The organism is Vreelandella malpeensis (assembly GCF_020622355.1).
Taxonomy (GTDB): Bacteria; Pseudomonadota; Gammaproteobacteria; order Pseudomonadales; family Halomonadaceae; genus Vreelandella; species Vreelandella malpeensis.
Genome location: NZ_WHVL01000002.1, coordinates 353,613 through 368,826 on the forward strand (window position 1 = coordinate 353,613; position 15,214 = coordinate 368,826).

At 66.5% G+C, this 15,214-nt stretch carries 16 protein-coding genes; 4 read left to right on the top strand and 12 right to left on the bottom strand.

What is annotated here, in order from left to right; translation table 11 throughout:
• Positions 1-10 precede the first annotated feature (10 nt).
• Positions 11-2,458 (bottom strand): LPS-assembly protein LptD, encoded by a 2,448-nt coding sequence (locus tag GEV37_RS06990; protein WP_227389510.1) that lies wholly within the window; start codon positions 2,456-2,458, stop codon positions 11-13.
• Between the two features lie 70 nt (positions 2,459-2,528).
• On the opposite strand from GEV37_RS06990, the gene GEV37_RS06995 reads away from it, so the two are divergent.
• The 4 genes from GEV37_RS06995 to speD all read left to right on the top strand — a co-directional run bounded on the left by GEV37_RS06995 (position 2,529) and on the right by speD (position 5,676).
• Entirely contained in the window at positions 2,529-3,536 is a 1,008-nt protein-coding gene (locus GEV37_RS06995) for an aminoglycoside phosphotransferase family protein (RefSeq protein WP_227389511.1), read from the top strand.
• Positions 3,533-4,195: an N-acetylmuramate alpha-1-phosphate uridylyltransferase MurU gene (gene murU, locus GEV37_RS07000; protein WP_227389512.1), complete on the top strand. Its 663-nt coding sequence runs from the start codon at positions 3,533-3,535 to the stop codon at positions 4,193-4,195. The genes GEV37_RS06995 and murU overlap by 4 nt, the downstream gene beginning before the upstream one ends.
• Positions 4,196-4,290: 95 nt before the next feature.
• Positions 4,291-4,719 (top strand): OsmC family protein, encoded by a 429-nt coding sequence (locus GEV37_RS07005; RefSeq protein ID WP_227389513.1) that lies wholly within the window; start codon positions 4,291-4,293, stop codon positions 4,717-4,719.
• A gap of 162 nt (positions 4,720-4,881) precedes the next feature.
• Entirely contained in the window at positions 4,882-5,676 is a 795-nt protein-coding gene (gene speD, locus GEV37_RS07010; RefSeq protein ID WP_227389514.1) for an adenosylmethionine decarboxylase, read from the top strand.
• A 63-nt stretch (positions 5,677-5,739) separates the two neighbouring features.
• Here speD and lpxL read toward each other — a convergent pair whose 3' ends face one another.
• From lpxL to ftsB, 11 genes are all read right to left on the bottom strand, one after another.
• Entirely contained in the window at positions 5,740-6,654 is a 915-nt protein-coding gene (gene lpxL, locus GEV37_RS07015; protein ID WP_227389515.1) for an LpxL/LpxP family Kdo(2)-lipid IV(A) lauroyl/palmitoleoyl acyltransferase, read from the bottom strand.
• A gap of 32 nt (positions 6,655-6,686) precedes the next feature.
• Complete coding sequence (alr, locus tag GEV37_RS07020; protein WP_227389516.1) at positions 6,687-7,781, bottom strand: alanine racemase; 1,095 nt, start codon at positions 7,779-7,781, stop codon at positions 6,687-6,689.
• Positions 7,782-7,941: 160 nt separating this feature from the next.
• The gene (gene rpoS, locus GEV37_RS07025) at positions 7,942-8,916 is read right to left on the bottom strand and encodes an RNA polymerase sigma factor RpoS (protein WP_227389517.1); all 975 of its coding nucleotides are present in this window, start codon (positions 8,914-8,916) and stop codon (positions 7,942-7,944) included.
• 167 nt (positions 8,917-9,083) lie between these two features.
• On the bottom strand, positions 9,084-10,175 hold the full coding sequence (locus tag GEV37_RS07030; protein WP_227389518.1) for a peptidoglycan DD-metalloendopeptidase family protein: 1,092 nt from the start codon (positions 10,173-10,175) through the stop codon (positions 9,084-9,086).
• Positions 10,176-10,200: 25 nt separating this feature from the next.
• Entirely contained in the window at positions 10,201-11,103 is a 903-nt protein-coding gene (locus tag GEV37_RS07035) for a DUF368 domain-containing protein (RefSeq protein ID WP_386111980.1), read from the bottom strand.
• Positions 11,104-11,141: 38 nt separating this feature from the next.
• On the bottom strand, positions 11,142-11,819 hold the full coding sequence (locus GEV37_RS07040; RefSeq protein ID WP_227389520.1) for a protein-L-isoaspartate(D-aspartate) O-methyltransferase: 678 nt from the start codon (positions 11,817-11,819) through the stop codon (positions 11,142-11,144).
• Positions 11,806-12,552 carry a 5'/3'-nucleotidase SurE gene (gene surE / locus GEV37_RS07045; protein ID WP_227389521.1) on the bottom strand — a complete coding sequence of 249 codons (747 nt, stop codon included), beginning with the start codon at positions 12,550-12,552 and terminating at the stop codon, positions 11,806-11,808. Before surE ends, GEV37_RS07040 begins: the two co-directional genes overlap by 14 nt.
• A gap of 39 nt (positions 12,553-12,591) precedes the next feature.
• Positions 12,592-13,632, bottom strand: a complete 1,041-nt coding sequence (gene truD / locus GEV37_RS07050) for a tRNA pseudouridine(13) synthase TruD (RefSeq protein WP_227389522.1) — start codon at positions 13,630-13,632, stop codon at positions 12,592-12,594.
• Positions 13,629-14,102, bottom strand: a complete 474-nt coding sequence (gene ispF, locus GEV37_RS07055) for a 2-C-methyl-D-erythritol 2,4-cyclodiphosphate synthase (RefSeq protein ID WP_227389523.1) — start codon at positions 14,100-14,102, stop codon at positions 13,629-13,631. The genes truD and ispF overlap by 4 nt, the downstream gene beginning before the upstream one ends.
• Positions 14,103-14,106: 4 nt before the next feature.
• A complete protein-coding gene (ispD, locus tag GEV37_RS07060) occupies positions 14,107-14,811 on the bottom strand; it encodes a 2-C-methyl-D-erythritol 4-phosphate cytidylyltransferase (protein WP_227389524.1) in 705 nt (234 codons plus the stop codon).
• Positions 14,804-15,169, bottom strand: a complete 366-nt coding sequence (gene ftsB / locus GEV37_RS07065; protein WP_227389525.1) for a cell division protein FtsB — start codon at positions 15,167-15,169, stop codon at positions 14,804-14,806. The genes ispD and ftsB overlap by 8 nt, the downstream gene beginning before the upstream one ends.
• Positions 15,170-15,214: the final 45 nt, after the last annotated feature.

Below are 15,214 nucleotides of genomic sequence, written 5' to 3' on the forward strand. Positions count from 1 at the left end.
GATGAAAATGTTACAGCGCGGTGGGACGGTAGCCCGGGATCGCCTGGTCGAAGTAGGTGTTCGCGCCCTGCCCGACGCCGCCGAGACCGCGGAAGACGAAGCGCAGAAACAGACCGCGATCGCTGAAATCATCGCCGACCTGGGCGGTATCGTTGTCGTCGATCCACTCGCGCCAGACCACCTGGACGCCATAGCAACAGTCGTTCCACTGGATGCCGGCGAGCTGCTCCAGCGCCCGGTCGTTGGTCTGGTCGTACAGGTAGCGACCGATCAGGTCGATCTGCGGGGTGGCTTTGTAGCCCACCGAGAGATCCCACTCCTCGCGACTGTAGTCGCGAAAGCCGTCGTCACCGGGTATCACGCCCGGATCGAAGCCTTCGATCTCCCAACGGTAGCCAAGGTTCACTACATGGCCTTCGGGGTGGCGGTAGCGCAGGTCGACCGAGGAGCGTTCGGTCTGCTCGCGCTGGTCGTCGTAGAGCCATTCGTAGCCGGTGCTGAAACGATCGGTGATCTGCCAATCGAGGCGGGTGACCAGCGGCGAGCGGTCACGCGTGGCTTGATAACGGCTCTGGGGGTTGACGAAGGGGTTCTCCTCCGGGCGATCCGGCAGGGTGTCCGGGTCGCCGTCTGCATCGATGCGCCGCTCGGCGAAGTAGGCGCTCTGGCCGACGCCGAAGGTGAGCCGGTCGCGCCCGTTGGCATCCTCGATCAGCCGCGATTGCACTCCGTAGGAAATCCGGTTGAGATCGCCCACCCGGTCGGCGCCGGAGAAGCGGTGCGGCGACCAGAGCTGGTCCCAGGAGAACGCCCGTTCGCGGCTGTCGAACTCCGGCAGCTGAGTCTGATCGGTGCGCGGCACGAACGCGTAGTTGAGCCGTGGCTCCAGGGTCTGGCGATAGCCGCGGCTGCCCAGGTCGAGCTCGCGCTCGAACACCAGGCCGCCATCGATGGAGGTGATCGCCACGTTGCGGGTGGGGGACGTGGCGCGGTCGGTCTCGAGGGCGCCGTAGTCGAGCTCGTAGGCGGTGCTCCAGAGCTCGGTGCGCGGTTCGATGTAGCCCCAGGGCCGCTCGAATCGCCAGCCCAGTGCCGGGGTCAGGTGAAGCCGCGAGCCGGTAGCGGCCTCGCGCTCGGGCACCAGGGTCTCGTCGATGTCGCGCCAGAAGTAGGTGGCGTTGGAGCGCCACTGGCCGTAGAAGCCTCCACCGAACTGCCAGTCGGTGGTATTGGCGGTCAAACTCGGCAGCCGGTAGAAGGGCTTGTCGCTGTCGCTGAGCGGGTCCTCCAGACGCTGGAAACCCTGGGCACGAGCGTCGAGCTGCCAGAGATCACCGCGGTAATCGATTTGCGCCAGCCGTTCCATCGCGACCCGGTCGCTGCGCCCGAACTCGGCACCGAAGTCGTCGAAGTAGCGTCCGTCGCTGGCCGCGCCATAGCGCAGCGCATAGTTGCTGCGCGGGTTCATTCGCCCTTGGTGCTGGGCGTCGATGTACCAGCGATCTTCGCCCTCGAAGCGGTTGTCGCCGGTGCTGGTGCCCCCATCGTTTGCCAAGTAGCCACCCTCGATCATGCCCTGGCTCTGCTCGAACAGGTAGCGGTACTCGCCGTTGAGCAAGAGCCCCCGGTCGCTCATGAAGCGCGGCGTGATGGTGGCGTCGTGGTTGGGGGCGATGTTCCAGTAGAACGGCTGGGCGTAGTCGAGCCCGTCGGTGGAGAAGCCAAGCGTCGGCCACAGAAGGCCGGTATGGCGCCGGTCGTCGAGCGGAAAGCGCACCCAGGGCCAGTAGAAGACCGGCACGTCCTTGACCTTGAGCCGGGCATTGCGCGCGGTGCCGAACCCCTCGGCCTGATTCAGGCGAATGTCGCTGCTCACCAGCTCCCAGGTATTCTCGCCCGGATCGCAAGTGGTGAAGCTCGCGCTGTGAAGACGGTACTGGTTCTCGCCGGTCTGCTCGAGCTGTGCGGCCTGGCCACGCAGGTGCGACTCGTAGAGCACGTAGTGGCTGTTGTCGACGGTGGCACGGTCCTCGTTCAGGCGCAGCATCGCCTGGTCACCGCGCACCAGCGCCTGGCCGTTGCGCAGCACTAGATTCCCCTCGGCATCGACCTGCTCGCGGCTGCCCGGCAAGAACACCTGCTCGGCCTGCAGCTCGCTGTCGCCCCGGCGCAGCACCACATCGCCGCGCAGGAGCGCCTCGCCGTCCTGGGCATAGTCGGCGCTCGCGGTCTCGACCGACAGCGTCTCGGGGTCGGCTTCGCCGGGCAGCCGGTAGCCGGGCATCACGTAGCGCCCGCGGCACAGCTGGCCGGCGGCCTCTTCTCGGCTGTAGGGCTGCCAGTCGAGCGCCTCGAAGGGCAGCGCCTCGCTCTGCGCGAAGGCGTGAGTCGAGGTCAGCGCCACCACGCCCAGCAGCGTGTGTCCCATCGGCGCGGTTCGCGCAAATCGCTTGCCCATGTTCGTTATCCTTGGCATCCAGAATCGGTATTATACAGCTCGCATCATGCCCGACCAGCCAGGAGCTTGCATGTCCCCTACCCGAATCGACGTTCTTACCCGCTGGGCCGCGAACGCCTGCGGTCTCGACCCCGCTGCCGTCATGCTCGCCCCGGCCGGCGGCGACGCCAGTTTTCGCCGCTACTTTCGCCTGACGCTGCCTGGCGGCGAGACCCGCATCGTCATGGACGCCCCGCCGTATCAGGAGGACTCGGCCCCCTTCGTCACTATCGGCCGGCGGCTGCGCGCGGCGGGCCTGCCGGTACCCGTCATTCATCAGGCCGATCTGGACGCGGGCTTTCTGCTGCTCGAGGACCTGGGCGACAGACCGCTGCAGGAGGAGTACCAGGACGCCGCCCACGCCGTTTCCGCCACCCGGGAGGCGCTCACGCTCGTCGCCCGGCTGCAAAACGCCACTGACCCGAGCGCGCTGCCCGCCTTCGACGAGGCGCTGCTGCGCCGCGAGCTCGCACTGTTTCCCGAGTGGTGCCTCGGCCGCTGGCTCGAACTCGCCCCGCCCACGACGTTCGACGCGCTGTGCGACGATCTGGTGGCGAAGGCACTGGCCCAGCCGGTCGTCAGTGTACATCGCGATTTCGACGCCATGAACCTCATGCGCCACGACAAGCGCCTCTACATGATCGATTTTCAGGACGCGGTGGCGGGCCCGCTCGCCTACGACCCGATCTCGATTCTCTGCGGGCGTTACTGGCGTTTCACCCCCGCCGAGTTTGACGCCCTGGCCGGGGACTTCTACCATCATGCGCGCCGCGACGGGCGCCTGGGCGCGAGCACCAGCGAGGCGGACTTTCTCGTCCACTGCCGCGCCCTGGCCGCGCAGCGCTCGCTGAAGGTGCTGGGCATCTTCTGCCGGCTGACGCTGCGCGACGACAAGTCCGGCTATCTCGCCCGGCTGCCGCACTTTCTGGACCACCTGGAGGACAGCCTGGCCGCCCTTCCGCATCATGCCGCCTTCGCCCGCTGGGTAGCGACAACGCTGCGCCCGACCATCACCGCCCGGCTGGAGCAGTCCTCATGAAGGCGATGATTCTCGCCGCGGGGCTCGGCACGCGCATGCGCCCGCTCACCGACCACTGCCCCAAGCCGCTGTTGAGGGTGGGCGGTCGCGCCTTGATCGAGCACCATCTGGAGCGTCTGCGCCGGGCGGGCATCGAGGAGGTGGTGATCAACGTGAGCTACCGCGGCGAGCAGATCATGGCGGCGCTTGGCGACGGCGCCCGCTACGGGCTTTCGCTGCGCTACAGCGTGGAAGAGACGCCGCTGGAAACCGGCGGCGGTATCTTCAAAGCGCTGCCGCTGCTGGGCGAGACACCCTTTCTGCTGGTCAACGGCGATGTATGGTGCGAGCGGCTGCCCACGCTCTCGCTCGCCCCCGGGCAGCTCGCCCGGCTGCTGCTGGTCAAGAACCCGCCCCACCACCCCGAGGGCGATTTTGCCATCGAGGAGGGCCTGGCGCGCCTCGACAAGCCGGCGCTGACCTACTCCGGCATCGCGGTGCTGGATCCAGCGCTGTTCGCCGGCTGCTCCCCCGGCGCCTTCGCCCTGGCACCGCTTCTCAAGCGTGCGATCATTGATGGCCGGGTGGGCGCCGAACAGCTCGCCGGCCACTGGGTCGACGTGGGCACGCCCGCCAGGCTCGAGCAGCTCGAGCGCCATCTGACGGCAAAGGCGCCATGAGCCTTGCGAGGACTGGGCGTGCTATGCTGCGCGCCACGACCACCGGCGTACTGCCAGGCGAATCCACAACCCCACCCAACGAGAAGGAGAGCCGCGTGAAAGCACGGGTAAAATGGACAGACGGGCGCCAGTTCGTGGCGGAATCGGGCAGCGGCCACAGCGTGGTGATCGACGGACCGCCCGATCACGGCGGACGCAACACCGGCCCACGCCCGATGGAAATGCTGTTGATGGGCATGGGCAGCTGCACGGCGTTCGACGTGCTGAACATCCTCGACAAGGCGCGGGCCGAGGTGAGTGACTGTGTGGCCGAGATCGACGCCGAGCGCGCCGATGAAGTGCCCGCCGTCTTCACCAGGATCCACGTGCACTTCGTGGTCACCGGGCGCAACCTCAAGGAGAAGCAGGTGCAGCGCGCCGTCGAGCTCTCCGCCGAGAAGTACTGCAGCGCTTCGATCATGCTGGTCAAGGGGGGCGTGGACGTGACTCACTCCTTCGAGATCCGCCAGGCGGACGCCGCTTGAAAAGACGCCCCGGCAAAAAAGTGCCCGGGCAGGATGCAACGCACCCTTGAGGCGGGCATAATACGCCCGCCCTCGCGCACTCGATGCCGAGGGATCTTCTTGTACGCACGGTTCCGGCGCTGGCTCGTCGGGGTGTTTTCACTGCCATAGGGAGGTGCGGACGTGTCAGACAATCTCCGACTCCACGGGTTTAACAACCTCACCAGCTCGTTAAGCTTCAACATCTACGATATCTGCTACGCCAAGACCGAAGAGCAGCGCGCCGCTTATATCGACTATATCGACGAGCTCTACAACGCCGAGCGCTTGACGCAGATCCTCAAGGACGTGACCAACATCATCGGGGCTCACGTGCTCAACATCGCCCGCCAGGACTACGAGCCCCATGGGGCGAGCGTGACCATCCTGATCGCCGAGCACGAGCTCGACGAGCCGCTGCCCGGCCAGACCAAGCCAGGCCCTGGCCCCTTGCCGGAAACCGTGGTCGCGCACCTGGACAAGAGCCATGTCACGGTACACAGCTACCCGGAATCCCACCCGGACAACGGCATCAGCACCTTCCGCCTGGACATCGATGTCTCGACCTGCGGTCACATCAGCCCGCTCAAGGCGCTGAACTACCTGATCCACAGCTTCGATTCCGACATCGTCACCATGGACTACCGGGTGCGCGGCTTCACCCGCGACGTGGATGGCAAGAAGCTGTTCATCGACCACGATATCGCCTCGATCCAGGACTACCTGGCCGACGATACCAAGCAGGCGTATCAGATGATGGATGTGAACGTGTATCAGGACAACATGTTCCACACCAAGATGCTGCTCAAGGACTTTGAGCTTGACAACTACCTGTTCGGCACCTCGCGGCGCGACATCACCTTCGAGGAGGCCCGCGACATCGAGAGCCGCCTGCGCAAGGAGATGCTGGAAATATTCTATTCGCGTAACCTGGACTAGGCCGGCGTTTGCAACGAACGCTCGAGACGAAAAAGCCGACGCATGCGTCGGCTTTTTCGTGGGTCAGTAAAGACTCTGCTCCCCTTCCGGGCGCGTCTTGAAGCGCCGATGCAGCCACAGGTACTGTTCCGGATGCTTGCGAATCGCCCGCTCGATGAACTGGTTGACCCGGGTGGCGTCCGCCACCTCGTCGCTGCTCGGGAAGTGCTCGAAGGCCGGCAGGCACTCGATGGTGTAAGTGCGATCGTCCGGGTTGCGGTGGAACATCAAGGGCACCACCGGCGCGCCGGTCATGCGCGCGATCTTCGCGGTCAGCCGAATGGTCGCCGCCTGCTGGTCGAACAGCGGCGCGAAGACGCTGACATCGCGGCCGAAGTCCTGGTCCGGCGAGTACCACACGATGTGCCCTGCCTTGATGCGGCGCACCACGCCACGCAGGTCGTGACGGTCGATCGCCTGACCGAAGATGCGCGAGCGCGCCCGGGTCATGAAACGCTCGAACAGCGGATTGTTGTGCGGGCGGTAGACCACGTCCGCGGGGAAGAACAGCGAGTGCAGCGCCCCGCCGAGATCCAGCGTCGAGAAGTGGATCCCCACCACCAGCACGCCTTTGCCCTGGGCCTTGGCACGCGCCAGGTGCTCCTGGCCGTTGTAGGCCACCCGGTGGCGAAAGCCCTCGGCGCGCCGACACCAGGCGGTGGCGGTCTCGACCAGCCCGATGCCGTTGGCGATAAAGGTCTCCTTGACCAGCCGACGCTGGGCTTCAAAGCTCTTGTCGGGAAAGCACAGCGCGATGTTGGTCTCGGTGATGCGCCGACGGCGACCGGCCAACCGCCAGGCCAGAAGGCCAAGGCCGCGGCCGACGGCGAGCTTCAGCTGCCAGGGCAGCCAGGCAGCGACATACATTGCGCCGATGGCGAGCCAGGTCGGCCAGTAGCGCGGGTGGGCAAACGAGCGGGGAAAGGGTTTCTTCGACATTCCGACAACCGTGTTGGGGGCAACCGTCTCAATCAAGTGCCGCTATAATAGCGCGGCACGCGGGGAAGTACGCCGGTCAGCAGCGTATAGCTGATCGTATCGCAGTGGCGGGCCACCTCGTCCACCGAGAGCCTGGCGCCGCCGGCGCTTTCACCCCACAGCACCACTTCGCTGCCAATGGCAGCACTGGCCACCTCGGTCACGTCTACCGTGAGCATGTCCATCGACACGCGCCCGGCGATGGCGCAGCGCTGACCATCGACCAGCACCGGCGTGCCATCGGCGGCGTGGCGATCGACGCCGTCGCCGTAGCCTGCCGCCACGACCGCGATCTTCGAGGGCCGAGGGGCCCGCCAGCGCCCGCCATAGCCCACCGGCTCGCCGGCGGCTATCTCGCGCAGGCTGATGATCTTCGAGCGCAGGCTCATCACCGGACGCAGCGACGCCGCGATGGGGTTGTCCACCTCCAGGGGGTTGCTGCCGTAGAGCATCACCCCGGGGCGATTCCAGGCGCCGTGGGCGGTGCGGTGAGCGAGCGTCGCCGGGGAGTTTGCCAGGCAAAGTGGCGCTTCGAGGGTGCGCGAGAGCGCCTTCACGGTCTCGAGCTGGGTCTCGAAGTAGCCGCTGTCACCGGCATCGGCGGTAGCGAAGTGGCTCATCAGGTGAAGTTCGCCGACCTGGGAGGCGGCGGCCAGGCGATGCCAGAGCGGCGCCACCCGAGCAGGCTCGAAGCCCAGCCGATGCATGCCGGAATCGACCTTCAGCCAGACCGGAATGGGCTGCCTGGGCGTGAAGGCGAGCAGTGCCTCGACCTGCCAGTCGCTGTGCACGCTGACCCAGAAGCCGTGTTCATCGATGAGCGCAAGCTCATCGGCGTCGAAAAACCCCTCGAGCAGCACGATGGGCTTGGTGATACCGCCGGCGCGAAGCGCGAGCGCCTCCTCGATCGAGGCGACCGCCAGAGCCGGGGCGAGGGGTTCGAGCGCCCGGGCGCAGGCCAACGCCCCGTGGCCGTAGGCGTCGGCCTTGATGACCGCCACGGATCGGCTTTGCGGCGCGCAGTCGGCGGCGATACGGTAGTTGTGACGCAGCGCGTCCAGGTCGATATGGGCCGCTAACGGGCGCATGACGGATTCTCGCTTAGCAGACCGGCCGCGGCGGCCTGTCACTGATGGCTTGGGTATAAAAATGCCCACGTAGTGGGCTCTGTGGTGATGCTTGGTACTGGAAAACGACGCACCGGCGTCGATCCGGTGCATCGTCCTTGCCTAGGCAAGGCACTGAAGCTCAGCTTTCGAAGATGGCGTCGAGGGACAGCCCTTGCTTTTCCAGCGAGCGACGAAGCTTCTTTAAGGCTTCCACCTGAATCTGGCGAACCCGCTCACGGGTCAGTCCGATCTCGGCGCCCACCTCTTCAAGGGTCGCCGCTTCATGGCCGCGCAAACCAAAGCGGCGTACCACCACCTCGCGCTGCTTCTCGCTGAGCTCGTCGAGCCAATGGTCGACGTGCTCGCGCACGTCGCCGTCGACCAGCGACGATTCGGGGCCGGCGACGTCATCGTCCGCCAGGGTGTCGATCAGCGGCTTGTCGCTCTCCCCCCCCATCGGGTAGTCGACCGACGAAACCCGCTCGTTGAGCCCCAGCATCTTCTTGACGGTGTCCACCGGCTTGTCCAAGTGCTCGGCGATCTCCTCGGCGGTGGCCTCGTGATCGAGCTTCTGGGTCAGTTCCCGCGCGGCGCGCAGGTAGATGTTGAGCTCCTTGACCACGTGGATCGGCAGACGAATCGTGCGGGTCTGGTTCATCAGCGCCCGCTCGATGGTCTGGCGAATCCACCAGGTGGCGTAGGTCGAAAAGCGAAACCCGCGCTCGGGGTCGAACTTCTCCACCGCGCGAATGAGGCCCAGGTTGCCCTCCTCGATCAGATCGAGCAGCGTCAGGCCGCGGTTCAGATAGCGTCGGGCGATCTTGACCACCAGGCGCAGGTTCGACTCGATCATGCGCGAGCGCCCGAGCGGGTCACCCTTGCGCGCCAGACGACCGTAGTAGACCTCCTCCTCCGGCGTCAGAAGCGGCGAGAAGCCGATCTCGTTGAGATAGATTTGCGTCGCATCCAGGCTCTGGGTCGACTGACGATCCTCGCGCCCCAGCGCTTTCTCGAAGGCATCTTCCTCTTCGGTGACCGTGTCATCGGCGTCATCCAGTGCCTCTTCCGCGGTCTCCAGGTCAACCTCCTGCAGGTCCTTCTCCAGTATACTCATGGTCTTACCCCCGTTGTCTTGCCAACCGCCATGTAGAAAATCAAAGGTGGTCGCACTGCATGTGCGCGTGCACCGTTATTGTTATATGACGCTCCAATCAAAATATCCGGGTTCTTTTCGAGACGTCGAGCGTCCTCTCCAAGCCGATTTTATGGATATAGAACGCGTTAGCGCGATGGTAAAAAGTCCAAGGGGTTCTGAGGCTGGCCGTCGCGGCGCACCTCAAAATGCAGTTTGACGCTGTCGGTGTCGCTATCGCCCATGGTGGCAATGACTTCTCCCGCTTCGACCACATCGTTTTCGCTGACCCGCAAGCTGTCGTTGTGGGCATAGGCGCTCAGATACTGGTCGTTATGTTTCAGTAGTATGAGGTTGCCGTAACCTCGTACACCGCTGCCGGCGTAGACGACGATGCCGGGACCAGCTGCCTTCACAGGTTGCCCCTTTTGGCCGGTGATATCAATCCCGGCGGTGATGGTTCCTCCCTCACCGAAGGCGCCGCTGACCTGGCCATCCGTAGGCCACTGCCATTGGACATTGTCGACCGGGGTAAAGGTCCGCGAAGAGCGATCCGGAGTACTCGCCTGGGCGGGGGCGGTCTGGGGCGTCGGCTCCGGCTCGGCTACAGGGGTCGGCTCGGGCTCGGGCTCGCGCGGCGCCTCGGGTTCGGAGACATCGACGACCGAGGCGGCTGGAGTGGCGTCGACCTCATCGACCTGGCGCGGCTCGCGTTCGACAGGTGTCTCGCGCTGCTCCGGCGGCGCGCCCTCACTCTGGGCGCGCTCGGTAGTGATGCGCTGGTTGCGCTCGATGGCGCTCTCATCGGGGAGCAGCCAGTCCATCTGCTGGTCGCCTTGCTGGCTCGCCTGAGCGCCCTGACTGCTGGCGACCGCCACTGCCGAAGGATTCAGCCCGGTGGCCACCGCGCCGCTCGGGCGCTGGGAAGGCGGATTCTGTGCATTCTGGCCAGCCCCGCCCGCCGGGGCGCCGCCAGCGCCCTGGCGCAGTGCGATGGTCTGGCCGGGATGGATCTGGTAGGGGGCACCGATATTGTTGAACGCCGCCAGCTCCCGGTAGTCCAGATCGTGCTGCCAGGCGATGCCGTAAAGGGTATCGCCAGGCTTGACGGTGTACTGCGCAGAGCTCTCCACCGCGCGCTTGGCCTCGCTCAAATCCCTTACCTGAGGCGTGTGTGGCTGCTGGTTGGCGCAGCCGCTGATGGCCAGTGCGACCAGAGACAGTGTGAAAACCTTACGCATGCAAACCTTACTCCTTTAAACGCCGCTACGTATCGAACTGCGTGGCCTGACGGGCTGCACGCCGATTGAGCAATACTACCAGCAGAGCGCCGACGACCATAAGTGACACCACCGCCAGCAACTGGGCGGAGTCACCGGTCAGTCGAGCGTAGTCGTCCGGCAGCAGATAGCGGTGGGCCAGCGGAATCACCTGGCCCTCGGGACCCATCTGATAACGTGTGAGTTCGCGCCAGGGCCAGAGCATCGGCAAGGAGCCGACGATGAACCCTAGAAGCAGCGCCATGGTACTGTCGTGGTGGCGCTTCAAGAGCCACCAGAGAAGCCGTGAAAAGAGCATCAGCCCAATCAGACAACCGATCCCGAACAGCATGATAATACCGATGTCGAGGCTTTTGATAGCCCCCATGATGGTGCCGTAGAGCCCCATGGTGAGCAGCAGGAAGCTGCCCGACACTCCGGGCAGCAGCATCGCGCTGATGGCGATGGCGCCGGCGAGGACGACGATCACCGCCTCGTTGCCCACCAGCAGCACCAGCGGCATCAGACCGGGCAACATCTGCGCGAGCAACAGCCCTGCCAGTAGCGGCAGCAGGTGCCAGAACCGGCGACGCCCCCCGGCGTGCCCCACCACCAGGCCCGAGGCGGCCACCAGCCCGAAGAAGAATCCGTCGAGCAGCAGCGGATGCGCCTCCATCAGCCAGAGCGCCAGGTGCGCCACGCTCACGAGGCTCAACGCCACCCCGGCAAGCAGCGGAATCAGAAACCCCAGATTGAGGTGCACGACGAGCCCGCGCAGTCCCCCCTGGCGCCAGGCAGGCCAGGCACTGGGGCCGAACTGCTTGATGGTGAGGAGCAGCTCCTCGTAGATGCCGGTAATGAAGGCGATCGTGCCGCCCGAGACCCCAGGCACCGCGTCGGCGGCGCCCATGCCGGCGCCTTTCAGAAATATGCTCAAGCGTCGATGCTTCAATCCACCACTCCTTGCAGTAAAGGGACGAACCGGACCGGCTCCAGGCGACGCTTCTCGAACGCCCCGCCGATCCGTCTTATCTGGGTCAGCCACTGGCTGCCGTCCGGCGACGCCAGCGGCGCGATCAGCACGCCATCGCGGCCAAGCTGCTCGAGCAGCGCCTCGGGCAGCGTGCGCGCGCAGGCAGTGAGCAGTATCACGTCGAAGCTGCCCGCCTCGGGCCACCCCTCACCGCCGTCGGCGACGGCAAGCTCGACCTCGGCCTCGAGTCGCCACAGCCGGTCGGCGGCGCGCTCGGCCAGCGTCACGATGCGCTCCACCGAATAGAGTTCCGGCACCAGCCGCGACAGTATCAACGCCTGGTAGCCGGAGCCGGTGCCCACCTCGAGCACGCGCTGCGGCCGTGCACGCAGCACGAGTTCGGTCATCCGCGCGACGATCAAGGGCTGCGACAGGGTCTGGCCGAACCCGATGGGCAGCGCCGTATCCTCGTAGGCGCGGTGAGCCAGCGCCTCGTCGACGAACAGGTGACGCGGCTCGCGGGCCATCACCTCGAGCACCCTTTTATCGCCGATCCCCTGCTGGACCAAGCGCTCGATCATGCGATCGCGCGTGCGCTGGGAGGTCATTCCCCGTCCGCGGCGATCATAAGGCGAGAGCTCAGTCAAAAGCATCCAGCCATGCGTGCACGTCGCGCTGCGCGGTGTGCAGCGTGAGGTCGGTATGCAGCGGCGTGATCGAGACGTAGCGCGCCTCGATGGCGGCGAAATCGGTATCCTCCCCGTCGTCGGCGTTGGCTGCCACCGGGGCGATCCAGTAGCGGGTGCGACCGCGCGGATCCTTGATGGGTACCGCCTTCTCCGCCGGGCCGCGATAGCCCAGCCGAGTGACGCGAAACCCTTGAAGCTCGCTCCAGGGCACATCCGGCACGTTGACGTTCAGCAGCGTGCGCGGCGGCAGCGACAGCGTCCCCGAGGCGCCGACCAGCGTGGCCGCCACCCGGGCAGCAGTGTCGAAGTGGCGTTCGCCGCACAGCGACATGGCGATCGCGCTCATGCCGAGGTTGCGCCCCTCCATGGCCGCCGCCACGGTGCCGGAGTAGAGCACGTCGTCACCGAGGTTGCTGCAGTGGTTGATGCCCGAGATCACCAGGTCCGGACGCTCCTCCCAGACGCCGTTGACGCCCAGGTAGACGCAGTCCGCCGGTGTGCCGTCGACGCTGTAGAAGCCGTTGTCGAGCGCGCTCAGCGACAGCGGCCGCGACAGGGTCAGCGAGTTGCTCGCGCCGCTGCGGTCACGGTCCGGTGCCACCACGCGCAGGTGAGCGTGGTCGAGAAGCCCCTCGTACAGAGCGCGCAGTCCCGGCGCGTGGACGCCGTCGTCGTTGGATAGCAGCAGTCGCCGCATTCGCCTCTCCTTGGACGTGATGAAAGCTCGAAGCCTGGGTCAGAAAAAGTCCGGGTGCGCGATCAGCTCACCGACCAGGGAGGTCGCGAAGCTGCCGCGCGGCAGCGAGAACTCGAGCACTACCGAGTCGACGCCTTCACGGGTCGAGCTCGGCTCGATCACCCGCGCCCGAAGCGCGCGTTGCGCCTTGCTCACCCCGGCGCGAACGAGCCCGTCGCACAGCGCCGGGTGGCGCACTTGAAGCATCCGTTCGAGTGCCAGCGCCGCCCCGCTCGCCTGCTCGCCCACGCCCCACAAGGGCCCGGTCGGGTGCAGGTCGAGTGACGCCGTGCGCGCCTCTAGCGTAGCGTCCACCGTCTCGGCGGTGAACACGCTCTGGGTGCCGTCGAGCATCAGCGTGTCGCCGGCCAGCGGCGTGGCCCAGGTGCCTTCGTCGAGGCGCGCGCTCAACCCCTCATTAAACAGAAAGCTGCGCGCGGTGGAAAGCATCATGCCCTGGCGATCGTCGCGCTTGCGCCAGCCCTTTTCCAGCAGCGCCCGGGCGCGCTCGAGGTTGCGCCGGCCCGCGCCGAAGCGCTGGGGGCCGAAATAGTTGGGCACGCCCTCGGCGCACAGCGCCTCCCAGCGCGCCTCGAACGAGGCCGCCGCGACCGCCTCGCCGCGAAGGCGCAGGCGAAAGCGGTTGGTGCGATGTACGCCACGTTTGAGCTTGCGCGGATGGCGGCCCTGCTCGACGAGCCGCAGATCGAGCGCGCGAAGCGATGCTTCTAGCGCCGAGGGCGCCTTGCGCCCGGGCAAGTGAACGCTGAACCACTGGCGCGTCACCGCGAAGCGGTCCTTCATGCCCGAGTAGCCCACGTCGCGCTGGCCGACCTCGCATAGCCGACTCAGCGCCTTCACCACTTCGAGGGTGGTCTGGCGGCGCTTCTCGAGGCGCAGCCACAGGTGCTCGCCGCTGCCCTCCGGGGTAAAATCGAGCTGCTCATCGACGATGAAGTCTTCTGGCTGAAGCCGGTATTCGCCCGGCAGCGGCGGTTTGAGGCGCGCATCGAGCGAGCGCGTCCAGGGCGATACGCTCATCGCGCCACCAGCAGCACCACCGCCTCGGCGGCGATGCCCTCGCCGCGACCGGTGAAACCCAGACGCTCGGTGGTGGTCGCCTTGACGTTCACCTGGCCGAGTGCGGCGTCGATGTCGTCGGCGATCACCGCGCGCATGGCCTCGATATGCGGGGCCATTTTGGGCGCCTGGGCCATGATCGTGGCATCCAGGTTGCCGAGCTCGAACCCCGCCTCGTGGACCAGCGCCATGACGTGGCGCAGAAGCGCACGGCTGTCAGCCCCTTCAAAAGCTGGGTCGGTGTCCGGGAAGTGGTGGCCGATGTCGCCAAGCGCCAAGGCGCCGAGCAGCGCGTCGCTGATCGCGTGCAGCAGCACGTCGCCGTCGGAATGGGCGACGAAGCCCTGATCGAAAGGCAGCCGGACGCCGCCGACCATCAGGTGGTCGCCGGGCCCGAAGCGGTGTACGTCAAATCCATGGCCGATTCGCATGAGGCTACTCTTCTTTGCCGTCGCCTGCCTGCAGCGCCAGGATGGCCGCCGCCAGGGCAAGATCGTCGGGATGCGTGATTTTCAGGTTGTCGCGCCGGGCGCTGACCAGTTTGGGCGCCCCGCCCAGCGCCTCGACAGCGGAGGCGTCGTCGGTGACGGCGATACCGCGCGCCGCCGCCTGGGAAAGCGCGTGCTCGAGCAGCGCGAAGCGAAACCCCTGGGGCGTGAGCGCGTGCCAGAGCCCATCGCGGGGCTCGGTGGTCACGCTCTGACGCTCGCCGCCTTCGCGCTTCATGGTATCCGCCACGGGCATGGCTAACAGCGCCCCGTCCGGATGCGCGCCGGCGGCGAGGTGCAGCGCCTGCAGGTCGGCGACGGTCACGCAGGGGCGCGCCACGTCGTGTACCATCACCAGGTCATCGGCGGCGGCGTCGATGGCGGCCAGGGCGTTGCGCACGCTCTCCATGCGCTCGCGTCCGCCATCGATGCGCTGCCAGTGCGCAAACGGCACCCAGGCGGGATCGAACCAGCGATCGTCGGCGTCCAGGCACAGTGCCAGGCGCGCCGTCGGGAAGGCGCCGTGCAGGCGCGCCAGAGTATGGGCCAGCACCGGTCGCCCGGCCAGCGGCAGATACTGCTTGGGCCGGTCGGCGCCCATGCGCCGACCCTGGCCCGCCGCGGGCACCACCAGCCAGAGACGCTCACTCATCGGCGAGCTCGTCGGCGTTCGGCAAGCCTGGCGTTGGCGGGGTGACCAGCGCGGCGTTGAGGCCGATCAGCTCGTTCTGGATCGCCACTCCCGGCACCCAGAAGAACTGCTCGTCGCTGCGCACCATGCCCATGTCGCTGCGCGCGCGCTCCTCGATGGCGTCGAGCCCGTTCTTGAGGTCGGTGACCTCGGCGGCGAGTCGAGCGTTGCGCTCACGCATGGGGGCGTTGGCCTCGTCCTGCACGACCACGCGCCGCTCGACGCGCTGCAGGTCCTGCCAGCCGCCGTTACCCAGCCATAGCTGGTACTGCAAAAATCCCAGAATGCCCACTAAGGCCATCACTAGCCAACGATGCATCGTCTTGTCCTGTTGCCGGGCGCCTGACCGCAGCGCGTGAACGGC